General features: G+C 70.2%; 26 protein-coding genes. 18 read left to right on the top strand and 8 right to left on the bottom strand.

Translation table 11 applies throughout. The annotated features are described in order from the left end of the window. Positions 1 to 41: 41 nt before the first annotated feature. Together typA and GON06_RS06975 are read left to right on the top strand one after the other, a co-directional pair. A complete protein-coding gene (gene typA, locus GON06_RS06980) occupies positions 42 to 1,955 on the top strand; it encodes a translational GTPase TypA (protein WP_157311573.1) in 1,914 nt (637 codons plus the stop codon). Positions 1,956 to 2,223: 268 nt separating this feature from the next. Continuing rightward, positions 2,224 to 3,156: a phospholipase gene (locus tag GON06_RS06975; protein ID WP_157311572.1), complete on the top strand. Its 933-nt coding sequence runs from the start codon at positions 2,224 to 2,226 to the stop codon at positions 3,154 to 3,156. Between the two features lie 24 nt (positions 3,157 to 3,180). Here the strand turns inward: GON06_RS06975 and GON06_RS06970 are convergent, their stop codons facing one another. Beyond that, positions 3,181 to 3,729, bottom strand: a complete 549-nt coding sequence (locus GON06_RS06970) for a helix-turn-helix domain-containing protein (protein WP_157311571.1) — start codon at positions 3,727 to 3,729, stop codon at positions 3,181 to 3,183. A 65-nt stretch (positions 3,730 to 3,794) separates the two neighbouring features. Between GON06_RS06970 and GON06_RS06965 the strand changes: the two genes are divergently transcribed. From GON06_RS06965 to GON06_RS06940, 6 genes are all read left to right on the top strand, one after another. Further along, a complete protein-coding gene (locus GON06_RS06965; protein WP_157311570.1) occupies positions 3,795 to 4,523 on the top strand; it encodes an AzlC family ABC transporter permease in 729 nt (242 codons plus the stop codon). Next, positions 4,520 to 4,834: an AzlD domain-containing protein gene (locus GON06_RS06960; RefSeq protein WP_332837243.1), complete on the top strand. Its 315-nt coding sequence runs from the start codon at positions 4,520 to 4,522 to the stop codon at positions 4,832 to 4,834. The genes GON06_RS06965 and GON06_RS06960 overlap by 4 nt, the downstream gene beginning before the upstream one ends. A gap of 22 nt (positions 4,835 to 4,856) precedes the next feature. After that, positions 4,857 to 5,276, top strand: a complete 420-nt coding sequence (locus GON06_RS06955) for a histidinol dehydrogenase (RefSeq protein ID WP_198346635.1) — start codon at positions 4,857 to 4,859, stop codon at positions 5,274 to 5,276. 9 nt (positions 5,277 to 5,285) lie between these two features. Next, entirely contained in the window at positions 5,286 to 5,606 is a 321-nt protein-coding gene (fdxA, locus tag GON06_RS06950; protein WP_045272231.1) for a ferredoxin, read from the top strand. Beyond that, positions 5,606 to 6,718, top strand: coding sequence for a succinyldiaminopimelate transaminase (gene dapC / locus GON06_RS06945; RefSeq protein WP_332837242.1), 1,113 nt, complete (start codon positions 5,606 to 5,608; stop codon positions 6,716 to 6,718). The genes fdxA and dapC overlap by 1 nt, the downstream gene beginning before the upstream one ends. 166 nt (positions 6,719 to 6,884) lie before the next feature. Then, a complete protein-coding gene (locus tag GON06_RS06940; RefSeq protein WP_332837241.1) occupies positions 6,885 to 8,174 on the top strand; it encodes a citrate synthase in 1,290 nt (429 codons plus the stop codon). 57 nt (positions 8,175 to 8,231) lie between these two features. On the opposite strand, the gene GON06_RS06935 is transcribed toward GON06_RS06940, so the two are convergent. After that, on the bottom strand, positions 8,232 to 9,662 hold the full coding sequence (locus GON06_RS06935; protein WP_157311568.1) for an MFS transporter: 1,431 nt from the start codon (positions 9,660 to 9,662) through the stop codon (positions 8,232 to 8,234). A 155-nt stretch (positions 9,663 to 9,817) separates the two neighbouring features. Between GON06_RS06935 and GON06_RS06930 the strand changes: the two genes are divergently transcribed. Beyond that, complete coding sequence (locus GON06_RS06930; RefSeq protein WP_332837240.1) at positions 9,818 to 10,390, top strand: TetR/AcrR family transcriptional regulator; 573 nt, start codon at positions 9,818 to 9,820, stop codon at positions 10,388 to 10,390. Between the two features lie 183 nt (positions 10,391 to 10,573). Here the strand turns inward: GON06_RS06930 and GON06_RS06925 are convergent, their stop codons facing one another. Both GON06_RS06925 and dapD read right to left on the bottom strand, forming a co-directional pair. After that, positions 10,574 to 12,103: a DEAD/DEAH box helicase gene (locus GON06_RS06925; protein ID WP_157311567.1), complete on the bottom strand. Its 1,530-nt coding sequence runs from the start codon at positions 12,101 to 12,103 to the stop codon at positions 10,574 to 10,576. 193 nt (positions 12,104 to 12,296) lie between these two features. After that, complete coding sequence (dapD, locus tag GON06_RS06920; RefSeq protein ID WP_157311566.1) at positions 12,297 to 13,250, bottom strand: 2,3,4,5-tetrahydropyridine-2,6-dicarboxylate N-succinyltransferase; 954 nt, start codon at positions 13,248 to 13,250, stop codon at positions 12,297 to 12,299. Between the two features lie 45 nt (positions 13,251 to 13,295). On the opposite strand from dapD, the gene dapE reads away from it, so the two are divergent. The 3 genes from dapE (at position 13,296) to GON06_RS06905 (ending at position 15,827) form a co-directional block, all read left to right on the top strand. Continuing rightward, positions 13,296 to 14,369: a succinyl-diaminopimelate desuccinylase gene (gene dapE / locus GON06_RS06915; RefSeq protein WP_157311565.1), complete on the top strand. Its 1,074-nt coding sequence runs from the start codon at positions 13,296 to 13,298 to the stop codon at positions 14,367 to 14,369. Next, the gene (locus GON06_RS06910) at positions 14,351 to 15,568 is read left to right on the top strand and encodes a hypothetical protein (RefSeq protein ID WP_332837239.1); all 1,218 of its coding nucleotides are present in this window, start codon (positions 14,351 to 14,353) and stop codon (positions 15,566 to 15,568) included. Before dapE ends, GON06_RS06910 begins: the two co-directional genes overlap by 19 nt. Before the next feature lie 82 nt (positions 15,569 to 15,650). Further along, positions 15,651 to 15,827: a DUF3117 domain-containing protein gene (locus tag GON06_RS06905; protein ID WP_157311564.1), complete on the top strand. Its 177-nt coding sequence runs from the start codon at positions 15,651 to 15,653 to the stop codon at positions 15,825 to 15,827. Between the two features lie 58 nt (positions 15,828 to 15,885). Here the strand turns inward: GON06_RS06905 and GON06_RS06900 are convergent, their stop codons facing one another. Further along, on the bottom strand, positions 15,886 to 16,518 hold the full coding sequence (locus GON06_RS06900) for an O-methyltransferase (RefSeq protein ID WP_157311563.1): 633 nt from the start codon (positions 16,516 to 16,518) through the stop codon (positions 15,886 to 15,888). A gap of 87 nt (positions 16,519 to 16,605) precedes the next feature. On the opposite strand from GON06_RS06900, the gene GON06_RS06895 reads away from it, so the two are divergent. Continuing rightward, positions 16,606 to 17,001 (top strand): twin-arginine translocase TatA/TatE family subunit, encoded by a 396-nt coding sequence (locus tag GON06_RS06895; protein WP_157311562.1) that lies wholly within the window; start codon positions 16,606 to 16,608, stop codon positions 16,999 to 17,001. 15 nt (positions 17,002 to 17,016) lie between these two features. On the opposite strand, the gene GON06_RS06890 is transcribed toward GON06_RS06895, so the two are convergent. The 3 genes from GON06_RS06890 to GON06_RS06880 are packed head-to-tail and all read right to left on the bottom strand — an operon-like array spanning position 17,017 to position 19,900. Then, on the bottom strand, positions 17,017 to 18,123 hold the full coding sequence (locus GON06_RS06890; protein WP_332837238.1) for an Mrp/NBP35 family ATP-binding protein: 1,107 nt from the start codon (positions 18,121 to 18,123) through the stop codon (positions 17,017 to 17,019). Then, complete coding sequence (locus GON06_RS06885; protein WP_157311561.1) at positions 18,120 to 18,638, bottom strand: DUF1003 domain-containing protein; 519 nt, start codon at positions 18,636 to 18,638, stop codon at positions 18,120 to 18,122. The genes GON06_RS06890 and GON06_RS06885 overlap by 4 nt, the downstream gene beginning before the upstream one ends. Beyond that, positions 18,638 to 19,900, bottom strand: a complete 1,263-nt coding sequence (locus tag GON06_RS06880; protein WP_332837237.1) for a magnesium transporter MgtE N-terminal domain-containing protein — start codon at positions 19,898 to 19,900, stop codon at positions 18,638 to 18,640. Before GON06_RS06880 ends, GON06_RS06885 begins: the two co-directional genes overlap by 1 nt. Before the next feature lie 91 nt (positions 19,901 to 19,991). Here GON06_RS06880 and GON06_RS06875 point away from each other — a divergent pair, with 91 nt between their 5' ends. From GON06_RS06875 to GON06_RS06855, 5 genes are all read left to right on the top strand, one after another. Beyond that, a complete protein-coding gene (locus GON06_RS06875) occupies positions 19,992 to 20,786 on the top strand; it encodes a general stress protein (protein ID WP_232528281.1) in 795 nt (264 codons plus the stop codon). 7 nt (positions 20,787 to 20,793) lie between these two features. After that, positions 20,794 to 21,441, top strand: a complete 648-nt coding sequence (locus GON06_RS06870) for an alpha/beta hydrolase family protein (RefSeq protein ID WP_157311560.1) — start codon at positions 20,794 to 20,796, stop codon at positions 21,439 to 21,441. A gap of 12 nt (positions 21,442 to 21,453) precedes the next feature. Then, positions 21,454 to 22,191 carry a metallophosphoesterase family protein gene (locus GON06_RS06865; protein ID WP_332837236.1) on the top strand — a complete coding sequence of 246 codons (738 nt, stop codon included), beginning with the start codon at positions 21,454 to 21,456 and terminating at the stop codon, positions 22,189 to 22,191. Then, the gene (locus tag GON06_RS06860; protein ID WP_157311559.1) at positions 22,191 to 22,577 is read left to right on the top strand and encodes a glyoxalase; all 387 of its coding nucleotides are present in this window, start codon (positions 22,191 to 22,193) and stop codon (positions 22,575 to 22,577) included. Before GON06_RS06865 ends, GON06_RS06860 begins: the two co-directional genes overlap by 1 nt. Before the next feature lie 150 nt (positions 22,578 to 22,727). Continuing rightward, positions 22,728 to 23,321, top strand: coding sequence for an HAD family hydrolase (locus GON06_RS06855; protein ID WP_157311558.1), 594 nt, complete (start codon positions 22,728 to 22,730; stop codon positions 23,319 to 23,321). The last annotated feature ends 34 nt before the right edge of the window (positions 23,322 to 23,355 follow it).

The following is a 23,355-nucleotide window of genomic DNA, read 5'->3' as shown; positions in this document are numbered from 1 at the left end:
TCGGTTTCCCGGCGCTTCTCCCACCTGTTTAGGACACCTTCATGGCGCATGCCCTTCGCCCGGACCTCCGTAACGTCGCAATCGTCGCTCACGTCGACCACGGCAAGACCACGCTCGTCGACGCGATGCTCCGTCAGACCGGCTCGTTCGGCGAGCACGCGCACGTCGAAGAGCGCGCGATGGACTCGAACGATCTCGAGCGTGAGAAGGGCATCACGATCCTCGCCAAGAACACGGCGATCACCTACAACGGCGCGCACACCGATGTGCCCGTGACGATCAACGTCGTCGACACCCCCGGCCACGCCGACTTCGGCGGCGAGGTCGAGCGCGCGCTGTCGATGGTCGACGGCGTGGTGCTGCTGGTCGACGCCAGCGAGGGCCCGCTGCCCCAGACCCGCTTCGTGCTGCGCAAGGCGCTCGAGGCGAAGCTGCCCGTGATCCTGCTGGTGAACAAGACCGACCGCCCCGACGCCCGCATCGCGGAGGTCGAGGAGGAGGCCCACGACCTGCTGCTGGGCCTGGCGTCGGACCTCGTCGACGACGTGCCCGACCTCGACGTCGACGCACTGCTCGACGTGCCGGTGGTGTACGCGTCCGGCCGCGCCGGCGCCGCATCCGCCAACCGCCCCGCGAACGGCACGCTGCCCGACAACGACGACCTCGAGCCGCTGTTCGCCGCGATCCTCGAGCACGTCCCGGCGCCGACCTACGACGACGAAGCGCCGCTGCAGGCCTGGGTCACGAACCTCGACTCCAGCCCGTTCCTCGGCCGTCTGGCGCTGCTGCGCATCTTCAACGGCACCCTCAAGAAGGGTCAGACCGTCGCCTGGGTTCGCCACGACGGATCGCACGCGAACGCGCGCGTCACCGAGCTGCTGATGACGAAGGCACTCGACCGGTACCCGGCCGAGTCCGCCGGCCCCGGTGACATCGTCGCCATCGCCGGTTTCGACGACATCACGATCGGCGAGACGATCGCGGACCCGGAGGACGTGCGTCCGCTGCCCGCGATCCACGTCGACGACCCGGCGATCTCGATGACCATCGGCACCAACACCTCGCCCCTGGTCGGCAAGGTCAAGGGGCACAAGCTCACCGCGCGCATGGTGAAGGACCGCCTCGACCGCGAGCTGATCGGAAACGTGTCGCTCAAGGTCGTCGACGTGGGCCGCCCCGACGCTTGGGAGGTGCAGGGCCGCGGTGAGCTGGCGCTGGCCATCCTGGTCGAGAACATGCGTCGCGAGGGCTTCGAGCTCACCGTCGGCAAGCCCCAGGTGGTCACCCGTCGCAACGAGCACGGCAAGGTCACCGAGCCCTTCGAGCACCTCACGATCGACGCTCCTGAGGAGTACCTCGGCGCGATCACGCAGCTGCTGGCCGCACGCAAGGGCCGCATGGAGGGCATGAGCAACCACGGCACCGGCTGGGTGCGCATGGAGTTCGTCGTGCCCTCGCGCGGTCTGATCGGCTTCCGCACCGAGTTCATGTCCGTCACCCGCGGCACCGGCATCGCCAACGCGATCTCGCACGGCTACGACGAGTGGGCCGGTCAGATCGTGGCCCGGGCATCCGGTTCGATCGTCGCCGACCGTGCCGGCGTCGTGACGCCGTTCGCGATGATGGCGCTGCAGGAGCGCATGAGCTTCTTCGTCAACCCGACCGAAGAGGTCTACGAGGGCATGGTCGTCGGCGAGAACACCCGCGCCGACGACATGGATGTGAACATCACCAAGGAGAAGAAGCTCACCAACATGCGCTCCTCCACCGCCGATGAGCTGGAGCGGCTGACGCCGCCCCGTCAGCTGTCGCTCGAGGAGAGCCTGGAGTTCGCCCGTGACGACGAATGCGTCGAGGTGACGCCCGAGAAGGTGCGCATCCGCAAGGTGATCCTGGACCAGACGATCCGCGCTCGCGAGACCGCACGCCTGAAGCGTCAGGACTCCAACGCCTGACCCCGTTTCGCACAGACAGCCCCGGTCGGAAGGCCGGGGCTGTCTGTGTATCCGGGGAGAATCGGGCGCTGTCGAGGGCGTCTGAGGGTGATAAATCACGATCTCATAACACACTTTCCCGAGAGCTTGACGCGGTGATTCACCGGATTCAGCCAAGGAATGTCCAGGTGGGCATACCAAAGTCGATACCCGTGCCCGGGATACCGCTCCCGATGAGCAGCCCTGTGCGGGGTCCGGGCCGACGACGACCCGAAAGTCGAAACCCCTCATGCTTCATGCCCCTACCACCCGTGCGTCCCGACGCGCCGCTGCGATGGCGCGCGCACACGCCGATGTGACGACGCGGCAGCCGATCATCCTCGGCGTCGCCGCCGCGGCCGTCCTGACCGTCGCGATCACGGCCGGCACCGCCACGGCGGCCGCTGCCGCAGAGGCCGGCGACGCGCTCCCCACGACGATCGCGACGTTCGCGGCCGCCGCTCCGGATGCCACGGCGTCGGCCGGCACGTCGGTCTCCTCCGTCAAGACCGAGGCCATCGACACGCTCCGCGACGCACAGGCGGCACTGCAGGACGCGCAGGCCGCGACCCTGGAGGTCGCGACCGTCGGCCTGCCGCTGGACCCGGCCGGGACCACCGCCGTCGACACCAGCGAGCTCGCGGCCGGCATCACCACGCTGGCGACCACGCGCGGTGACTCGGGCATGCGCATCGTGCTCGGCACCAAGGGCGTCGCAGAGGAGACGGCGGAGACGGTGGCGCAGACCGCCGAACTGCGCACGTCGCTCGAGACCGCCAAGCAGAAGAAGGCGGAGGCGGATGCCGCTGCCAAGAAGGCCGCGGAGGAGAAGGCCGCCGCAGAGGCGGCTGCCGCGGCGCTGGCGCGCAACAACACGCCCGAGGGTGCGAAGGCGACCGCTCGCGCCATGATGTCCAGCCGCTACGGCTGGGGCGGTGACCAGTTCTCCTGCCTCTCGTCGCTGTGGACCAAGGAGTCCGGCTGGAACTACCAGGCGTACAACCGCAACGGCGGCGCGACCGGCATCCCGCAGGCGCTCCCGGGCAGCAAGATGGCGTCGGCCGGCGGCGACTGGCGCACCAACGCGGCCACGCAGATCTCGTGGGGCCTGGACTACATCAAGCGCGCCTACGGCACGCCATGCAGCGCCTGGGGGCACTCCCAGGCCGTGAACTGGTACTGAACCAGCTGTCCACTGCGGTCCTGCTCAGCGAAGCTCGCTGAGCAGGACCGCGCTGGTTCCGGGCTCGAGCGCCTCGAAGACGTGGGCGGCGTCACCCGGATAGGAGAGGTAGTCTCCCGGATGCAGCAGCTCAGCGGCATCCGCTGGTCCGAGCCGGGCCGACCCGCTCAGCAGCACGACGTGCTCTGTGGTCCCCTGGTGATGGGGGAGCGAGCGCCGGGGCTCGCCGGGCTCTGCCTGGATGATGTAGATGTCGCGGCGCGCGCCGGGCGGGCAGGCCGAGAGCAGGGTTGCGACGTAGGGCGCGGCGGCGGAGGGGACCCCGGCGTGCTCGTCGGCGCGCACCAGCCGGGGTGCGGTGGTCCGCTCCTCGACGAGCGTCGCGAACGGGATGCCCAGCGCGTCGCCGAGCGCCCACAGGGTCTCGACGCTCGGGTTGCCGGCGCCGCTCTCCAACTGCGACACGGTCGCCTTCGAGATTCCGGCGCGGCGCGCCAGTTCGGAGACCGAGATTCCGGATGCCTCGCGCTCGCGGCGCAGCGCCCGGGCGATGCGTTCGCGCAGATCGTCCATGTGTTCAGTATCGCAAACGATCGTTCGACTTGACGATCGATCCGCGGGTGTTCAGAATGTTGTTCATGCGTTCGACAGATCGAACACTCGCGCGTGAGGGGTCCGCCGTGGTGTGGCGGGAGGCCCTCGGCGTCGCCATCGCGACGAGTGCCTACGGCATCTCCTTCGGCGCGCTCGCCGTCGCCGCCGGCCTGGACGTGTGGCAGGCCTGCGTCCTGAGCCTGGTGATGTTCACCGGCGGATCGCAGTTCGCCTTCATCGGCGTCTTCGCCTCTGGGGGAGTGGCCGCGCTGCCGGCGGCGATCGCCTCGGCGGGTCTGCTGGGGGTGCGCAACGTGGCGTACGGCATGAGGATGTCGCCGATCATCGGGGCCGGACTCCGTCGCAGGGCCGCCGCCGCGCAGTTCACGATCGACGAGTCGACCGCGGTGGCGATCTCGCAGGACGACCCGCGGCTGGCGAGGCTCGGCTTCTGGGTGACAGGGCTGGGCATCTACCTCGGGTGGAACGTGACGACCCTCGTGGGCGCGCTGCTCGGTGACGTGCTCGGCGACCCCAGGGCGTGGGGACTCGATGCCGCGGCGGCTGCCGCGTTCCTCGCGCTGCTCTGGCCGCGTCTCAAGCAGCGCCAGGCCGTCGTCGTCGGTGTGGCCGCCGCCGTGGTCGCCGCTGCGCTCACGCCGGTGCTGATGCCCGGTCTGCCGGTGCTCGTGGCCGCGGTCGTGGCGATCGTCGTCGGCTGGTTCAACTGGCTGGGTCGAGACGCGAAGCCGGCCGGGGAGGTCGTCTCGTGAGCGTGTGGAGCGCGGTCCTGCTCGCGGCGTGCATCTGCGTGGCGCTGAAGGCGTTCGGCTACCTGATCCCTGCGAAGGTGATGGAGGCGCCGCGCCCCGCGCGGATCTCGGATCTGCTGACGGTCGCCCTGCTGGCCGCGCTGGTCGCGGTGCAGACGCTGGGCGCAGGTCAGGAGGTCGTCGTGGATGCGCGCGTGCCGGCGGTGCTCGTCGCCGCAGGGCTGCTGTGGCTGCGCCAATCCTTCCTCGTCGTCGTGGTCGCCGCCGCGCTCGTCGCCGCGGTGCTGCGGATGCTGGGCTGGGCCGCATAGGGCGACGGTCTAGGCTTCTCCCGTGCCCCACTGGATCTCCCGCGGCCTGTCCTGGCTCGCCGCCGCCGTCGTCGGCGCGGTGTACGGCGTCGCCGCGACCATCGCACACAGCTACACCTGGGGGCCGATCCCCGTCGGCATGATCCTCGGTGCGATCGCCTGTGCGGCGCTGCTGATCGCGCTGCGGGCACTCACCAACGACCGGTGGGCGGCTCTGGCCGGCGGTATCGGGATGCTCGCCCTGATCTTCGTGATCTCGCAGCGCGGCCCCGGCGGATCCGTGATCGTGCCGAACACCCCGCTGGGGCAGATCTGGACCTTCCTGGTCGGGGCGATCGTGCTGCTGGTGGTCGCCTTCCCCGATCTCTCGAAACTCAAGCCGGTGCCGGGGCGACCCGGGGCGGTCCCTGAGCGGCCTGAGGCGGAGCCGGATCGGTCGTAGACTGGGCGGGTGACGTATGTGATCGCCCTGCCCTGTGTCGACGTGAAGGATCGTGCCTGCGTCGACGAATGCCCCGTCGATTGCATCTACGAGGGTGAGCGCTCGCTGTACATCCATCCCGACGAGTGCGTGGACTGCGGTGCCTGCGAGCCGGTCTGCCCGGTCGAGGCGATCTACTACGAGGACGACCTCCCCGAGGAATGGGCCGACTACTACAAGGCCAACGTCGAGTTCTTCGACGAGATCGGCTCCCCGGGTGGCGCGGCGAAGGTCGGCGTCATCCATCACGACCACCCCGTCATCGCGGTGCTCCCGCCGCAGGGCGAGTAGTGAGCGTCCGCGACCTCGCCGACTACCCGTGGGATGCGGTGGTCCCGTACCGTGAGCGCGCAGCGCTGCATCCGGACGGCATCGTCGACCTGTCGATCGGCTCGCCCGTCGACCCCACGCCCGAGGTGGTGCGGCGCGCGCTCGCCGAGGCGACCGACGCGCACGCCTACCCGCAGACCGTCGGCACCCCTGCCCTCCGCGAGGCGATCGTGGACTGGTACGCGCGGCGCCGCGGGGTGCCGGGGCTCACGGTCGACAACGTGCTGCCCACGATCGGGTCCAAGGAGTTCGTGGCGCTGCTGCCGACGCTGCTCGGGCTCGGCGAGGGCGACATCGTCGTGCATCCGCGTGTCGCCTACCCGACCTACGACGTCGGGGCCCGTGTCGCCGGTGCGATGCCGTTGCCCTCGGACGACCCCGCCGAGTGGCCCGAGGGCACCAGGCTGATCTGGATCAACACGCCGGGCAACCCCGACGGCCGCACCTGGACGACCGACGAGCTCGCCGTGGCGGTCGCCCGCGCGCGCGAACTGGGCGCGGTCCTGGCGAGCGACGAGTGCTACGCCGAGCTCGGCTGGGACGGCCCCTGGGCATCCGAGCCGGTGCCCTCGGTGCTCGACCCGCGAGTCACCGGCGGCAACCGCTCCGGCCTGCTGAGCGTCTACTCGCTCAGCAAGCAGTCCAACCTCGCCGGGTACCGCGCCGCGTTCGTCGCCGGATGCCGCACGGTGATCGCCGATCTTCTCACCGCGCGCAAGCACCTGGGGCTGATGCCGCCTCAGCCGGTGCAGCACGCGATGGCCGTCGCCCTCCGCGACGACGAGCACGTCGCCGCACAGAAGGACCTCTACCGGGCACGGCGCAGCGAGCTGCTCCCCGCCCTGCAGCAGGCGGGGTTCCGCATCGACGGTTCGGAGGCGGGGCTCTACCTCTGGGCGACCGAGGGAAAGGATGCCTGGGAGTCGATGGGCCGTCTGGCCGATCTCGGCATCCTGGCAGGTCCCGGGCCGTTCTACGGCGGATTCTCGGGGGAGCACGTGCGGCTCTCGCTGACCGCGTCGCTGGAGCGGGTCCAGGCGGGCGCTGCGCGCCTGCGCGCGGCGGCACTGTAGGTTCTGTCAGTCATAATCCGCTGTACCTTGGTGGATGTCACAGTTGGCTCATCGCCGGACTAGGCTGTAAAAGCCATCCGGTCGCCCCCGGCCAGTGGCGCCGCGCCTGTCAGGCGCATCAAGACTTTTCGTCCGCACGCGACTTCGATTCAGCAGGAGGTTTGGCGTGAGCACAGCTCTGCCGGAGAAGGCGACACTCACCGTCGGCGACAGGATCGCCGAGTTCCCCGTCCTTCAGCCCACTTCGGGTGTGGGGAGCATCGACTTCTCGACCCTGACCCGTCAGACCGGCTACACCGGCCTGGACTACGGCTTCGTGAACACCGCATCCGCGAAGTCCTCGATCACGTACATCGACGGCGACAAGGGAATCCTGCGCTACCGCGGGTACCCGATCGAGCAGATCGCGAAGAACTGCAGTTACCTCGAGGTGGCGTGGCTGCTGATCTACGGAGAGCTGCCGACTGCCGACGAATTGGCGGGCTTCGACGAGCAGATCCGCAAGCACACGCTGCTGCATGAGGATCTCAAGCACTTCTTCTCGGCCCTGCCCGACAACGCGCACCCGATGGCCGTGCTGTCGTCGGCCGTGGCGGCGCTGTCGACCTACTACCAGGACGCGTCCGACCCCAGCAACCCCGAGCACGTGGAGCTGAACCAGATCCGCATGCTCGCCAAGCTGCCGGTCATCGCCGCCTACGCGCACAAGAAGAGCGTCGGGCAGGCGTTCCTCTACCCCGACAACTCGCTCAGCTTCGTGGACAACTTCCTGAAGCTGAACTTCGGCGTGATGAGCGAGGACTACGAGGTCAACCCCGTCATGTCCAAGGCGCTCGAACTGCTGCTGATCCTGCACGAGGACCACGAGCAGAACGCGTCCACCTCCACGGTGCGCCTCGTCGGCTCGACCGGTGCCAACCAGTTCGCCTCGGTCTCCGCCGGGATCCAGGCGCTGTCCGGCCCGCTGCACGGCGGCGCGAACGAGGCCGTGCTGACGATGCTCGGTCAGATCCGCGAGTCGGGCCAGAGCGTGCAGCGGTTCGTCGAGCGGGTCAAGAACAAGGAGCAGGGCGTGAAGCTGATGGGCTTCGGGCACCGCGTCTACAAGAACTACGACCCGCGCGCCAAGCTCGTGAAGTCGGCCGCCGACGAGGTGCTCGCCTCGCTCGGCGTCAGCGACCCGCTGCTCGATCTGGCGAAGGAGCTCGAGGAGATCGCCCTCGCCGACGAGTACTTCCAGGAGCGCCGTCTGTACCCGAACGTCGACTTCTACACCGGCGTGATCTACAAGGCCATGGGCTTCCCGACCCGGATGTTCACCGTGCTGTTCGCGATCGGCCGCCTGCCCGGCTGGCTCGCGCAGTGGCGCGAGCTGCAGCTCGACCCGCAGACCAAGATCGGCCGCCCGCAGCAGCTGTACGTCGGCGCCCCGGAGCGGTCGTACCCCGGCGTCTGAACCGCACGGCAACGGCCCCGGCATCCTCTCGGATGCCGGGGCCGTTGTGCGTTCGCGTCAGGCGGCGTCCGCCAGCACCGGCTGTGTACCGGTGGGGAGCTGCACCGGGGTGGTCGTGCGGCGGGTCGTCGGGACGATCGCGACGATCACTGCGGCTACGACGGCGACCACGGCGATGGCGATCCACGCGGTGTCGTAGCCGCGCTCGAGCGGCTGACCGGTGGCATCGAGCGAGCTGAACACGATCGCTGTCATCAGTGCGGAGCCGATCGCGGAGCCGATCGAGCGGAGGTTGGCGTTGACGCCGGTGGCGACGCCGACGCTCGTGGCGGGGACGCCCTCGACGATGATGCTGGCCATGGCGGCGTAGGCGGTGCCCACTCCGATGCCGAACAGGCCTCCGGCGATGGCGAGCTGCCACACGGCGGAGTGGAACAGCACCGCGCCGATCACGGTGGCGCCCATCATCAGTCCGCCGAGCACGAGCTGAGTGCGCAGCGACAGCACACGGGTGAGCGCACCGGTCGCGAAGCCGGCGACCGACATGCCGATCAGCAGCGGCACCAGCACGAGACCGGCGGTCTGCACGGTCAGTCCGAGCGCCCAGCCCGTGTCGGCGGGAACCTCGAGGAACAGCGGCAGGTAGCCCCAGAAGCCGAACACGGCCACACCGATGAGCAGGCCGGCGGCGTTCACCGGCCAGATCGCGCGGTGCGCGAGCATCCGGATGTCGACCAGCGGGTCGGCGGATCGCAGCTCGGAGACCACCCAGGCCGCCAGCAGCACGGCGGCCAGCGCGAACAGTCCGAGCGTCGGGAGGCTCGTCCAGCCCCAGCGCGCGCCGGAGGCGAGCGGCAGCAGCAGGGCCACCAGCCAGCCCGACAGCAGCACGCCGGACAGGGTGTTGAGGCGTCCCGTGGCGCGCAGGTCAGAACGGGGGATCCAAGCGACCGTGAGCAGGGCGCCGATCGCACCGGCCACGAGCGCGACTTCGAACAGCCCGCGCCAGCCGATCGCCGCGGACAGCGGGCCTGCGAGCACGCTGCCCGCGGCCCCGCCGATGCCGATCAGCGCGCTCACGGAGCCGATCGCCGCGGTGAGGCGCTCTGGCGGCATGAACTCGCGCAGCAGCGCGAAGGCGAGGGGGAAGACGGCCCCGCCCGCGCCCTGGAGGACGCGGCCGAGGATGAGGACTCCGAGGTTCGGGGCGAGGGCGGCGACGAGGTCGCCGAGCATCACGACGCCGAGCACGGCGAGAAGGGTGGCGCGACGGCCGCGCAGGTCGCCGACCCGGCCGAGCAGGGGAGTGGCGACGGCGGCGGCGATGAGCCAGGCCGTCATGGTCCAGGTGGCGGCGTCGGAGCCGACCCGGAGGTCGGATTCGAGCATCGGGATCACCGGGATCACGAGGTTCTGAAGGAGCGCGATCGAGGCGACGCTCACGGCGACGGCTGCGTAGGCGCGGGTGGTGGTCGAGCGGATGGTCATGGATCCTTCCGATCTTGCGATGAGGAGAGGTAGAATCGGAGAGTGGCTCCGAACGGAGGATGCCTCCGTTTAGAACGTAGCGGAGGGACCCTCCGGTTCGCAACCGCATTCGTGAACTTTTTCAGATCGCTTTTTCCGAGACCCAGGAGGTCAGCGTGACGACGGTGGCACCGGCATCCGCTCTTCTCGAGGAGCGCCGCCCGAAACGTGCCGACGCGGCCCGCAACTTCGACGCCCTGGTGGCGGCGGGGCGGGCGGCCTTCGCCGAGGACGGCTCGGACGCCTCACTCGAGGACATCGCCCGGCGTGCCGGGGTGGGCATCGGAACGCTGTACCGGAACTTCCCCACCCGCGACGACCTGATCGAGACGCTGTACCTCGGCGAGGTCGATGCGCTCGCCGCCTCCGCGCGCGAGGTCTCGTCGCTCGAGCCGTGGGAGGCGCTGCGCGCCTGGCTCGACAGGTTCATCACCTATGTCGGCACCAAGCACGCGCTGCTCGACGGCCTGAACCGAGAGTCGTCGGTGCTGACCCAGTGCCGTTACATCATGCTCGAGGCGGGGGAGCCGCTGCTCGCGCGCGCACAGCAGGCCGGCGAGGCCGACCCCGGCATCTCCATCAGCGACGTCGTGAAACTGGTCTCCGGCGTCGCCGCGGTCGCCTCGTTCGAGGACGAAGCGCAGCGCGAGCGGGTCATCAACCTCGCGATCAACGCGATCCGGCGCTGACCACGATCCAGCGCTCTGTCGCTCAGGTCGCAATCCGGCCCGGTATTCCACGACGTTGGCGTGACCAACTGCGACCTGAGGTGAAGAGGCGCGCGGATACCGTGACGACGTGTGACCTGGATGAGGCCTGCCGGAGTTGCCCACCGATCGTCGACGTGGCGACCGGTGGGTCGAGGCGGAACCTCAGCGCGTGCGCGGTGCGCCCGTGGGTCGCTGCGCACGGCGGTGCTGAGGAGCACGGCGTGCGCCCTCGGATGCCGGGGCGCTCGACTGGGTCGTGTAGCGGGTCTGACTGCCCTGTCCGCGCGAGTGCGACCGCCCGGCGGCATCCTGACGCTGGCCGCCCTGCCGCTGGCCACTCTGACGCTGTCCGCCCTCGCGGGGCTGGCGCTCACCTGCGCCCTGCGCGGATCCTGCGCCGCGACCGCCGGAACGACGGCGACCGCCGCCGTTGCCCTGCGGCTGGCCGCCCTGCCCGGCAGGCTTGGCCTTCTTCTGCCCGCCGCCCTGCGGCTGCTTCACGACCGGCGCGGGCTTGACCTTCGCGGCGCGCTCGCCGACCAGCTCGTCGACGATCGCCGCGGTGACCGGCTCGAAGTCGGCGGTGATCTGCGCCTTGCGCAGCAGATCCTTGGTGTCGCGCCGTTGCTCGGGCAGCACCACGGTCACGACGGTGCCCGCGGCACCCGCACGAGCGGTGCGGCCGGAGCGGTGCAGGTACGCCTTGTGCTCCATCGGCGGGTCGACGTGCACGACCAGCTCGACGTTGTCCACGTGCACGCCGCGTGCGGCGACGTCCGTTGCGACCAGCACGCGCACGCCGCCCTCGGCGGGATCGGCGGAAAAGGCGGCCAGGTTGCGCTCGCGCGCGTTCTGACCGAGGTTGCCGTGCAGATCGACCGAGGGGATGCCGGCCGCGGTGAGCACCTTTGCGAGCTTCTTGGCCTGGTGCTTGGTGCGGGTGAACAGGATGCGACGGCCGGTGCCGGACGCGAGGTCCTGGACGAGCTGCTTCTTGGCCTCGGCATCGGCCGAGAGAAGCACGCGGTGCGTCATCTCGCCGACGGGCACGCTGGCCTCGTCGACCTCGTGGCTGACGGCGTTGTGCAGGAAGCGCTTGGCGAGCACGTCGATGCCGCGATCCAGCGTCGCGCTGAAGAGCAGACGCTGGCCGTCGGCCGGGGTCGCCGCCAGGATGCGGGTGACGCCGGGCAGGAAGCCGAGGTCGGCCATGTGGTCGGCCTCGTCGAGCACGGCGACCTCGACGGCGTCGAGCTTGACGACGCCCTGCTTCATGAGGTCCTCGAGGCGGCCGGGGCAGGCCACGACGATGTCGGCGCCGGCGCGCAGCGCCTGCTCCTGCGGGCGCTGGCTGACGCCGCCGAAGATCGTGGTGACCTTCAGCCCGGCGGCCTTCGCCAGAGGGGTGACGGTCGCGGCGATCTGCGTCGCGAGCTCACGGGTCGGCGCGAGCACCAGGCCACGCGGGTGGCCGGGGCGGCTGCGCCGCGCAGCATCCGTCAGCCGGGCGACCAGCGGCAGCGCGAACGCGATGGTCTTGCCGCTGCCGGTGCGACCGCGGCCGAGCAGATCACGGCCGGCGAGGGAGTCGGGAAGCGTGTCGCGCTGGATGGCGAACGCCTCGGTCTTGCCGTCGGCGGCGAGCACGGCGGCGAGCGGCGCGGGCACGCCGAGGTCGAGGAAGGAAGGCATAGGGGTATCTCCGTGAAAAGGGCGCAATTCGTTGCGCAGGGTGGGCGACGGCGCGGGATCGCGCATCGGTTCGCCGTTCGAGATGCCGCCGCCGGTGAGGCGCGGAAGGATGTCGACGACGCAGACGACTCGCATCAGCGAGGGGCGTCAGGAAGATTCTAGCAGTGGCACGCTCGGCGCCTGCTGAGGAGCGTCAGGCGTGCAGCGCCTCGTTGAGCGTCACGCCGACACCGGCACGCTGCTTGGCCTCGATCGCACCGGTCACGGAGTTGCGCCAGAACAGGAGCCCGTCGCGTCCGGAGAGCTCGGCGGCCTTGACCGTGCGCTTTCCGCCGTCGGCGGTGTTCGGCCCGTCGGCGAGGACGACCTTCGAACCGGCGGTGACGTACAGGCCGGCCTCGACGATGCAGTCGTCGCCGAGCGCGATGCCGATGCCGGCGTTGGCACCGAGCAGCGAGCGCTCGCCGATCGAGACGCGCACGGTGCCGCCGCCGGAGAGCGTGCCCATGATCGAGGCGCCGGCGCCGATGTCGCTGTTCGCCCCGACGACGACGCCCTGCGAGATGCGTCCCTCGACCATCACAGGGCCGAGCGTGCCGGCGTTGAAGTTCACGAAGCCCTCGTGCATGACGGTGGTGCCGGGGGAGAGGTGCGCGCCGAGACGCACCCGGGAGGCGTCGGCGATGCGCACGCCTTCCGGCAGCACGTAGTCGGTCAGGCGGGGGAACTTGTCCAGACCCTGCACCTGCAGGCCGTGGCGCTGCAGCAGCGGGCGGAGGCGCTCGGCCTCGGCCGGCAGCATCGGCCCCGCCGTGGTCCAGGCGTTGTTCGGCAGATGGCCGAAGATCCCGTCGAGGTTCAGCTCGTTCGGGCGCACCAGCAGCCGCGACAGCGCCTGGAGGCGCAGGTAGGCGTCGGCGGTCGAGGCGACGGCGGCGTCCAGGTCGACAGAGGTCTGCACGAGCTCGGTCCGCACGGCGCGGCGCTCGTCGACGTCGGCGAGGGCACCCCAGGTCGCGGCGGCGGCCGCCGCGTCTCCGGCATCCGGCTCGCCGAAGCCGAGCTCGGGGTACCAGGCGTCCAGCACGGTGCCGTCCGCGGCGATGGTCGACAGGCCGATGCCCCAGACAGTGCGCTCAGTGCTCATCCCTCAACGGTAAAGCATCCGAACGCCCGAACTAAGCTGAGAGTCATGGCGCTCGATCCGTCCGTATCCTCCGTTGAACTCACTCGCGCGATCTGCGACTTCCACAGTGTCTCGGGCGACGAGGCCGCGCTCGCCGACGCGATCGAGGAGGTCGTGGGCAGGTGCGCGCACCTCGAGATGACCCGGCACGGGAACACGATCGTCGCCCGCACCGATCTGGGCCGCGCGCAGCGCGTGGTGATCGCCGGGCACATCGACACCGTCCCGATCAACGAGAACCTGCCCACGCGGGACATCGAGATCGACGGCGAGGCGTACCTGTGGGGGCGCGGCACCGTCGACATGAAGTCCGGCGTCGCCGTGCAGCTGAAACTCGCCGTGGAGCTCACCGAGCCCTCGGTCGACGTCACGTGGATGTGGTACGACAACGAAGAGGTCGAGGCCACCAAGAACGGCCTCGGGCTGCTCGCCGCAGTGCGGCCCGACCTGTTCCAGGCCGACTTCGCAATCCTCGGCGAGCCGTCGAACGGCGAGGTCGAGGGCGGATGCAACGGCACGCTGCGCGTCGTCGTGCGCACGCACGGTGTGCGCGCACACAGCGCCCGTTCCTGGATCGGCGAGAACGCCATCCACGGTGCGGCGCCGATCCTCGCCCGGCTCTCCGAGTACCGCGCTCGCGAGGTGCCGGTGGAGGGGCTCGTGTACCGCGAGGGACTGAACGCCGTGAAGATCAGCGGCGGCGTCGCGGGCAACGTCATCCCCGACCTGTGCGAGGTCGAGGTGAACTACCGCTTCGCCCCGAGCAAGGACGCCGCCGAGGCAGAAGCACACGTCCGCAGCGTCTTCGCCGGCTTCGAGGTCGAGGTGACGGACGCCTCGGATGGCGCCCGTCCCGGTCTGGACGCGCCGATCGCGAAGGACTTCCTCGCAGCCGTCGGCGGAGAGGCCAGGCCGAAGTACGGCTGGACCGACGTGGCGCGCTTCTCGGCGCTCGGCGTCCCCGCAGTGAACTACGGCCCCGGCGACCCGCATCTCGCTCATCATGACGAGGAGCGCGTTCCGGTCGCGCAGATCGATGCCGTCGAGCGCGGACTGCGCGCGTGGCTGACGGCGTCCTGACCCCGGCGATCCGCCGGTGGGTGAGCCTGCCGGTCGCGCTGCGCATCGCCGCCGTCTACGTCGCTGCACGCGTGGTCACCACGCTCTTCCTGATGGCGGCGGCGGGGGAGTCGACCTCGCTGTCGCGGTTCGGCGCCAGTCCGGGGCTCGACGACTTCGTGCTGGGCTGGGACGCGCAGTGGTACTGGTTCGTCGCGGAGAACGGCTATCCGACCGAACTGCCGGTGACCGAGTCCGGTGAGGTCGCCGAGAACGGCTGGGCGTTCATGCCGGTGTTCGCATATGCGGCGAAGGTGCTCGGACTCGCTTTCGGATCGTGGGGTGCAGGCGCCCTCGCGATCTCTCTGGTGGCGGGGTACCTCGCCTGCCTCGCCCTGCACCGGCTGCTGCGCGACCGCATCGGCGGATCCGCCGCGATGTGGGCGGTGGTCTTCTTCGCCGCAGGTCCCCTCTCGGCCATGTTCCAGGTCGGGTACGCCGAGTCCCTGTTCGTGCTGCTGCTGCTCGTGTCGCTCGACCTGGTCGCGAGGCGCCGCTACGGATGGCTGTACCTGCTCATCCCGGTGATGGGCTTCACCAGGCCGGGCGTCCTCGCGTTCGCCCTGTATCTCGGGCTGATCGGGATCATGCGCTGGCTGCACCGCCGGAAGGATCCGCTGCCGCCGCGGGAGATCGCGCACATCGTGGCGCTCGGAGCGCTGGCGACGGTGGTCGGCTTCTCCTGGCAGGTGCTGGCGGCGATCGCGACGGGCGAGCCCAACGCGTACCTCGCCACCGAGCTCGCCTGGCGGCGCAACTGGGGCGTGGGCACGTCCTCGTTCCTGCCCTTCGACGGCTTCGTGCAGGCGGCCCAGTTCTGGTTCATGAAGTGGGGGATGCCCGGCTGGGTGGGGCTGATCGCGCTCGTGCTGCTCGTGGTCGCCATCGCGTATGCGCTGCTGCACGCGCGCGCCGTGCGGGCCATCGGCACCGACCTGCGGCTGTGGAGCGCGAGCTACCTGCTCTACCTGCTCGCGGTGTTCTTCCCGCAGTCCAGCACCTTCCGGCTGCTGATGCCGCTCACGCCGCTGTGGGGCGCGGTCGCCGTGCCGCGCTCGCGCTGGTACCGGCTGACCGTGCTCGGCCTGTGCCTGCTGGCTCAGTGGGTCTGGATCCACTTCATGTACGGGCTCGGTCAGACCTATTGGCAGGTGCCGTGATGACGTCGTGTGCACAGTCGCGCGTCGCATCCTGAGAGTGCTCTATAGACTTGTCGTATACCACCGAGGAAAGGAAGCCACGATGGCAGCGATGAAGCCGAGGACAGGCGACGGGCCGATGGAGGCCGTGAAGGAGGGCCGCCTCATCATCGTGCGGGTTCCGCTCGAGGGCGGGGGGCGACTCGTCGTCTCCGTCAACGACGCTGAAGCGAAGGAGCTCCACGACGTGCTCGGCGCCGTCGTGAGCACCGCAGCCTGACCTGACACGTGAAGAGGGGCGACGGAATGATCCGTCGCCCCTCTTCTGCGTCTTCGCGCTAGCCGGAGACGCGGGACAGCTGCAGCAGCCCCTCGCCGGCGGAGTTGATCGCGGCGAGCACAGCCGCCGACTCCTGCGTCTCCTGCAGCAGCGAGCGGTAGGCGGTCGTCACGGCGTCGCGCTGCACGGGGTCGGCCGCCTTGCCGCCGGCGAGAACGCGGGGCACGAGGACGAGACCGCCTGGCCGCACCAGGCGCAGGCCGTGCTCGACGTACTCGATGACGTTCTCGGGGTCGGCGTCGATGAGCACGATGTCGTACGAGCCCTCGTTCATGCGGGGCAGCACGTCAGAAGCGCGACCCGTGATGAAACGGGCCCTGGCCGCGGGGATCTTCGCGTCGGCGAAGGACTGCCGCGCGGCGCCGAGGTGCTCTGGCTCGTTGTCGATGGTGGTCAGGACGGCCTGCGGTGCACCGCGCAGCAGCCAGAGGCCGGAGACACCGGCGCCGGTGCCGACCTCGATGATCGACTTGGCCGCGACGGATGCCGCGAGTACGGCGCACTGTGCGCCGATCACAGGGCTCAGCGGGGCGGCGCCGAGCTCGATCGCGTGGGCACGTGCCCGGGCGATGGGGGCGGGTTCGACGACGGTCTCGCGGACGAATCGGGCGTTCGCATCGTTGTCGCTCATGACAGTCTCCAGAGGGGGCGGGGGATTCCCCCAGAATATGCGTCGATTCCGGTTCGAAAGGTCAGGCGCGGCGGGTAGCCTGGGGAGATGGATTTCGGGCTCACCTTCGAGAAGCTGCTGCTGATCGGCGTGGTCGCTGTGCTGATCGTCGGACCGGAGCGCCTGCCCGCGCTCGCCGAGAAGTTCGCCAAGTTCGTGCGGCGGGCCGGTGAGTACGTCCGCGACACCAAGGGGCGGATGCGTGACGAGATGGGCCCCGAGATCGACGACATCGACTGGCGCAAGCTCGACCCGCGTCAGTACGACCCTCGACGCATCATCCGCGAGGCGCTGCTCGAGGAGCCGACGCCCTCCGCGCCAGCCGCAGCGGCGGCTGCTGCCGGCTCGACGGCCGCCGTCGCCGCGACCGCGGCGGCACCGGTGCTCACGCGCCCCAGCTTCGACAGCGCGACCCCGCCGCCCTTCGACGACGAGGCCACCTGACCTTCGGGGCGAGACTCATCGCGGCGCGAACGGCAGTGATCGGCCGGCCAGACCGCGGCCCTGACCGGCGACGACATCCGCGAGGGCGGAGATCGCCTGCGCGGACACGTCCTCGGGATCGCTGAGGACCACCGGCATCCCGGCGTCACCTCCGACGCGCAGCGCGGGACTGAGCGGGATCGATGCCAGCAGCGGCACGTCCAGCGCCTCCGCCACCTCCGTGCCGCCTCCCGAGCCGAACAGGTCGAGCGTCGTACCGTCCGGCAGAGCCAGCGCAGCCATGTTCTCGACAACGCCGATGACCTTCTGACCGGTGCGACGGGCTACCAGGCCGCTGCGGATCGCGACCTCGGCCGCGGCGGGCTGGGGGGTGGTCACGACGAGCACTTCGGCGTGCGGCAGGATCTGCCCGATCGAGATGGCGATGTCGCCGGTTCCGGGAGGCATGTCCACCAGCAGCACGTCCAGGTCGCCGAAGAACACGTCGGTGAGGAACTGCTGCACGGTTCGGTGCAGCATCGGTCCGCGCCAGGCGACCACCTGTTCTCCGTCGCGCAGGAACATGCCGATCGAGATCGTCTTCACGTCGTGCGCCACCGGCGGCAGCATCAGGTCGTCGATGCGGGTGGGCTGGGTGCCCGGCTCGATGCCGAGCAGCCCCGGGATCGAGAAGCCGTGCACATCGGCGTCGATCAATCCGACGCGCAGGCCGCGCGCGGCGAGGGCGACGGCGAGGTTCGCCGTGACCGTGGACTTGCCGACACCGCCCTTGCCGCTGGAGACGAGGATGACACGGGTCAGTGAATCCGGGCCGAACGGCATCTGCCGGGCGGGCCGTCCGTCGCGCAGCTTCTCGGTGAGGGCTCTGCGCTCCTCCGGCGTCATCACGCCGACGTCGACCTGCACCTCTTCGATGCCGGCAACGGACGCCGCGGCATCCCGGACGTCCTTCTCGATGCGCTGCGCGGCGGGGCATCCGACGATGGTGAGCACGATCGAGACCTGCGCGGTCGTGCCGTCGACGGAGATCTCGCGCACCATGTCGAGATCGCCGATCGGACGGCGCAGCTCGGGATCGGTGACCGCGGAGACCGCGCGGCGGACGCTGTCGGAAGAAGTCACCGTGTGCGCTCCTGATCACCGTCGTCGTGCGAGGACTCGAGCTCGGCGAGCAGCAGCTTCAGCTCCTGCCTGAGCACGTCCCGGGTGACGGTCTGCGCGCTGCGCTCCTCGAGGGCGATGCGCAGCGCCACGACCTCGCGGGCGAGGTACTCGGTGTCGGCCATGTTGCGCTCGGCCCGCTGGCGGTCCTGCTCGATCTGCACACGGTCGCGGTCGTCCTGCCGGTTCTGTGCGAGCAGGATGAGAGGCGCGGCGTAGGAGGCCTGCAGCGACAGCATGAGGGTCAGCGCCGTGAAGCCGAGAGCGGCGTCGTCGAAGCGCAGGTTCTCGGGCATCATCGTGTTCCAGGCGATCCATGCGGCGCAGAACAGCGTCAGGATCAGCAGGAAGGTCGGGGTGCCCATCGCCCGGGCCACCCACTCGGTGAATCGGCCGAACCGGTCGCGCGAGGACGCGGAGGGACGGGCGGCGACGCCGCGGTCCAGCGGCTTGTCGAGGCGTGGTGCCCTGGCCATCATCGTGCGCCTCCTGTCGCCGTCTCGTCGGCGTCATGAGTGCGCCAGTCGTCGGGCAGCAGGTAGTCGAGCACGTCGTCGACGCTCACCGCTCCCACGAGGCGGTGCGCGGTGTCGACGACAGGCAGCGAGACCAGGTCGTAGCTCGCGAGCATGCGCGCGACCTCGGCGGCGGAGGCCGTGGCGGGTACCGGCTCGAGGCTGTCGTCGACGATCGCGCCGAGGCGCTCGTGCGGCGGGTAGCGCAGCATCCGCTGGAAGTGCACCAGGCCGAGTAGACGTCCGGTCGGCGTCTCGTAGGGTGGCAGCGTGACGAACACCGCGGCCGCGAGGGCCGGATGCAGCTCGTGCCGCCGGATCAGCGCAAGCGCCTCGGCGACGGTCGCGTCGGCGGAGAGGATGATCGGCTCGGGAGTCATGAGGCCGCCGGCGGTGTCGGGGCCGTAGCGGAGCAGCATCCGCACGTCCTCGGCCTCTTCCGGCTCCATCAGCGCGAGCAGCTGCTCGAGGCGCTCCGGCGGGAGCTGGGCGAGCAGGTCCGCGGCGTCGTCCGGTTCCATCTCATCGAGCACGTCGGCTGCGCGCTCGTCGCCGAGACGATCGAGGATGCCCACCTGATCGTCCTCGGGCATCTCCTCCAGGGCATCCGCCAGCCGCTCGTCCGGCAGCTCCTCGGCGACCTCGATCAGGCGCTGCTCCGGCAGATCGAGGAGGGTGGTGGCGAGGTCGGCGGCGTGCAGTTCGGAGTAGCTGGCGACCAGCTGTTCGGCGGACTGCGCCTCACCGGGGGTGCGCTGCTCCCTCACCTCGTTCCACGAGGCGAAGGTGGTCGGGCCCTTGGCGAACGGGGAGGCGCTGGTCTTGGGCTTGCGCAGGAACAGCTGGGCGATGGCCCACTCGCCGTGCCGGTCCTGCTCGATCGCGACGTCCTCGACGACGGCGGTGCCGCTGCCGTCGGCGAACGCGACCTGCCGGCCGAGGTACTCGGCGAGCACGCGTACCTCGCCGGGGCGCGGCTGGAACCGGCGCACGTTGATCAGCCCCGTCGAGATGACCTGACCGGCGCGGATGGAGGTGACCCTTCCGATCGACAGGAACACCTGACGGCGCCCGGGGATCTCCACGACCAGGCCGATCACGCGGGGCGCGGCCGAACTTCGGTACACGATGACGACATCCCGGACCTTGCCGAGCCGGTCGCCCACGGGGTCGAAGACGGCGCAGCCGGCCAGGCGCGCGACGAATACCCGTTGTGTGCTCACGGATCCAGAGTAGTGCGCGGGCGGTTGCGCCCTCAGCGGAAGCATCGGCGGCGCTCGGGTGCCGCAGAACGCGACGTGGAACAATGGCCGCATGAGCATGCTGAACCGACCGTCGAACGGCGCAGACGTGGGCGAGTTGGTCTCGTCGGTGCCGGACTACGAGAACGCCCAGAAGACGGTCTCGAAGCTGATCGCAGGTGAGGTCCCCGCGCGCGACATCGCGATCGTCGGCATGGGCGTGCGCACCATCGAGCGTGTGACCGGTCGGCTCGGGTACGCCATGGCGGCGCGGTCGGGTGCCGTCAACGGCGTGCTCATCGGACTCTTCCTCTCGGCGATCATGCTGTTCGGCAACCCGGATGCGCCGATCACGCTGTTCCTCGGGTTCATCTTCATCGGTGTCGCGCTCGGCATGATCATGAGCCTGATCACGTTCACGATCGTGCGTCGTCGCCGTGACTTCGCGAGCGTGACGCAGCTCGCTGCTGACCACTACGAGGTGCGCGTCCAGCCCGCTTCGCTCGCGAAGGCCCGGCAGATCGTGGGGGCGGCGACACGCCCCGAGCCGGTCCGCCCCGTCGTGAACCTGGACGAGCCGCCGAAGTACGGCGAGCGGATCGATCCGGATGCCGCAGAGCAGGGCGCTCCGCCCGTTGCGGGCGGCCCGGAGATGGTGATTCCTCCACGGCCCGCTGCTCCGCCGCTGCCGCCCACGCCGGCGCCGCCCGCGTACGGCGAACGTGTGGATGCCTCTCCCGAATCCTCGCCGGCGGATGCTGCTCCTGAGCCTGCCTCCGCGGAGGCTCCGCAGGGGGAGCAGGGCGAAGAGGGTGCTCCCGAGCACGGCGAGTCGGGCTCGCCGGAGGATCCCCGCCAGGGCTCGTGATCGGCTCATGAAGATCCCCGTGGCGCTGCCGGCCGGATCCGTGTCCGCGATCTGGGAGCCGGTGGACGGAGGTGACGTCGTGCCGATCGCGCACGGCGCGGGCACCGGCATGGAGCATCCGTTCCTGGCGGGCTTCGCCGAGGCACTGCGCGCCGAGGGGTTCTCGACGCTGCGCTTCAACTTCCCGTACGTGGATGGCGGGCGCCGCATGCCAGGGCCGGCGGCGCAGTCGATCACGACCTGGCGCGGTGTCGTGGCGTGGGCGCGCGAGCAGGCGCCGGATGCCCGGATCTTCGCCTCCGGCAGATCGTACGGCGGGCGCATGGCGTCGATGGCGGTCGCCGAGGGGCTCGAGGTGGACGCGCTGGTGTACCTCGGATATCCGCTGCATCCGCCAGGGAAGCCGGAGAAGCCGCGCGTCGAACACCTGCCGGCAGTGGTGCCGCCGCAGCTGTTCCTGTCGGGCACGAACGACCCGTTCATCCAGCCCGTGTCGCAGCTGGAGGAGGCCGTGGCGTCCTGCCAGGACGCCCGGATCGAGTGGATCGACGGGGGAGGGCACTCCTTCGAGGTGAAGGGGCGCAAGCGCCCGGCATCCGAGGTCGGGGCGTCGGTGGCGCCGATCGTGGCGGAGTTCCTGACCTCCGTCGCGTGACACGATGGGCGGGTGGATCGCATCGCCCTCATCTCCGACGTGCACGGCAATCTCGGCGCCCTCGAGGCGGTGCTCGACGACATCCACGCCCGCGGGATCGCCCAGGTGATCAACCTCGGCGACACGGCGGGCAAGGGGCCGCGCGGCGAGGCGGCCGTGCAGCGCTGCCGCGAGGCGTGCGCGGTGAACGTGCGCGGCAACTGGGACGACTTCCTGCCCGGTATCGCCGACGACGATGCCTCGGAGGGACTGGTGTGGTGGCGCGATGAACTGTCCGCCGAGAGCCGCGCCTGGCTGAAGGAGCTGCCGCTCAGCCACGATCTGCTGATGAGCGGAAGGCGGATCCGGCTGTTCCACGCGTCGGCCGAGAGCCCGCACGTGCGCGTGCACTTCCACCACACCCCTGAGCAGTACGCGGCGATGTTCGAGAACACGGTGATGACCGGTGACGGGCCGGTGCCGGATGTGGTCGGGTACGCCGACATCCACGACGCCTACATCGAGTCGTTCGAGGGACGGACGCTGTTCAACGTCGGAAGCGTGGGCAATCCGCTGGATGAGCCGACACCGTCCTACGTGATCCTCGAGGGCGTCGTCGATGCGGAGGATGCCGCGCCCTTCGGCATCCAGTTCGTGCGGGTGCCGTATGACGTCGAGGCCGAGATCGCCGTCGCCGAGCAGGTGCGGATGCCCGAACGCGAGGCCTGGATCGTCGAGCTGCGCACGGCGCGGTACCGCGGGCTGCAGTGATGGCGGGGTTCCATCATGTCGAGCTGTGGGTGGCGGATGCCAGGGAATCCGGCGCCTGGGCGTGGCTGCTGGAGCGACTCGGGTTCGCTCTCGTCCAGGAGTGGCCGGAGGGCGCGTCCTGGTCTGCCGGCGACGCGTATCTCACGCTGACGACGTCGCCGAATCTGTCTGCGGCGCAACACGACCGGCGTCGCGCCGGAGTGAACCATCTGGCGTTCCACGGCGGTTCGCAGCACGCGGTGGACGTGCTGATGGCGGATGCGCCGGAGAACGGCTGGCGGCCGCTGTATGCGGATCGGTATCCGCACGCAGGCGGCGCGGACCACTACGCCGGATGGCTGGAGAACGCAGCGGGTTTCAAGGTCGAGGTCGTCGCGGGCGGCTGATCCGCTCAGCCCCAGCGCTCGGCGAGCCAGGACTCCGTCGCAGCGAGGGAACGCAGACGGCGGGGGTCAGCACCGCCGCTTCGCCCTTGTCCGTCATGTCGTGAGCGTAGCCCGTTCGGTGTCCCGGGACCGGTGAGGCAGGATGGACGGATGATCACGACCGTGCTCTTCGACCTGGACGGCGTGATCCGTCACTTCGATCCTGAGGTCACGGCGGAGATCGAGCGGCGGCATGGGATCGAGTCCGGCACGCTCATGGAGACGGCCTTCGCAGGGACCGCGGCCGAGGAGCTCACGATCGGACGGCTGCGTCGCGACGAGTGGATCGCCGGTATCGGCGCCTCGCTGGGCTGTCCTGCCGCGGCCGAGGAGTGGGGCGCGCAGCGCGCCCACCTCGACGAGGACGTGCTCGCGCTCGCCGCGGAGCTGCGCGGGCGGGGCATCCGTGCGGCGATCCTGACGAACGGAACCGACGGCATCCCGGCCGAGATCGACGCACTCGGCCTGGCGGACTCCTTCGACCCGATCTTCAACTCCGCTGAGATCGGTCATGCGAAGCCGGACGCGCGGGTGTTTGCACACGTCGTCCACGCACTCGGATGCACGCCGGAGGAGATCCTCTTCACCGACGACACCGCGACGAACGTCGCCGGTGCGATCGCGGCGGGCATGCGTGCGCATCACTTCACGGATGCTGCGGGGCTGCGTCGGGCGCTGCGCACGCACGCCATCGCTGTCGCATAACGCTCGTTCACAGAAAGCGCGCTCTTTCTCCGGT

Source organism: Microbacterium sp. MAH-37 (assembly GCF_009758255.1).
Taxonomy (GTDB): Bacteria; Actinomycetota; Actinomycetes; order Actinomycetales; family Microbacteriaceae; genus Microbacterium.
Note: the sequence above shows the minus strand (reverse complement) of the source record. Positions and strands in the feature narration are given on the sequence as shown.

What these genes read in the sequence shown, in the direction of transcription:
- GON06_RS06925 (WP_157311567.1), bottom strand. Translation starts at nt 12,103, where the DNA reads ATGCCTTCCTTCCTCGACCTCGGCGTGCCCGCGCCGCTCGCCGCCGTG.
- GON06_RS06900 (WP_157311563.1), bottom strand. Translation starts at nt 16,518, where the DNA reads ATGAGCGACAACGATGCGAACGCCCGATTCGTCCGCGAGACCGTCGTC.
- GON06_RS06905 (WP_157311564.1), top strand. Translation starts at nt 15,651, where the DNA reads ATGGCAGCGATGAAGCCGAGGACAGGCGACGGGCCGATGGAGGCCGTG.
- GON06_RS06935 (WP_157311568.1), bottom strand. Translation starts at nt 9,662, where the DNA reads ATGACCATCCGCTCGACCACCACCCGCGCCTACGCAGCCGTCGCCGTG.
- GON06_RS06970 (WP_157311571.1), bottom strand. Translation starts at nt 3,729, where the DNA reads ATGGACGATCTGCGCGAACGCATCGCCCGGGCGCTGCGCCGCGAGCGC.
- GON06_RS06855 (WP_157311558.1), top strand. Translation starts at nt 22,728, where the DNA reads ATGATCACGACCGTGCTCTTCGACCTGGACGGCGTGATCCGTCACTTC.
- GON06_RS06895 (WP_157311562.1), top strand. Translation starts at nt 16,606, where the DNA reads ATGGATTTCGGGCTCACCTTCGAGAAGCTGCTGCTGATCGGCGTGGTC.
- GON06_RS06965 (WP_157311570.1), top strand. Translation starts at nt 3,795, where the DNA reads ATGCGTTCGACAGATCGAACACTCGCGCGTGAGGGGTCCGCCGTGGTG.
- GON06_RS06875 (WP_232528281.1), top strand. Translation starts at nt 19,992, where the DNA reads ATGAGCATGCTGAACCGACCGTCGAACGGCGCAGACGTGGGCGAGTTG.
- dapD (WP_157311566.1), bottom strand. Translation starts at nt 13,250, where the DNA reads ATGAGCACTGAGCGCACTGTCTGGGGCATCGGCCTGTCGACCATCGCC.
- dapE (WP_157311565.1), top strand. Translation starts at nt 13,296, where the DNA reads ATGGCGCTCGATCCGTCCGTATCCTCCGTTGAACTCACTCGCGCGATC.
- GON06_RS06885 (WP_157311561.1), bottom strand. Translation starts at nt 18,638, where the DNA reads ATGGCCAGGGCACCACGCCTCGACAAGCCGCTGGACCGCGGCGTCGCC.
- GON06_RS06975 (WP_157311572.1), top strand. Translation starts at nt 2,224, where the DNA reads ATGCTTCATGCCCCTACCACCCGTGCGTCCCGACGCGCCGCTGCGATG.
- GON06_RS06870 (WP_157311560.1), top strand. Translation starts at nt 20,794, where the DNA reads ATGAAGATCCCCGTGGCGCTGCCGGCCGGATCCGTGTCCGCGATCTGG.
- typA (WP_157311573.1), top strand. Translation starts at nt 42, where the DNA reads ATGGCGCATGCCCTTCGCCCGGACCTCCGTAACGTCGCAATCGTCGCT.
- GON06_RS06860 (WP_157311559.1), top strand. Translation starts at nt 22,191, where the DNA reads ATGGCGGGGTTCCATCATGTCGAGCTGTGGGTGGCGGATGCCAGGGAA.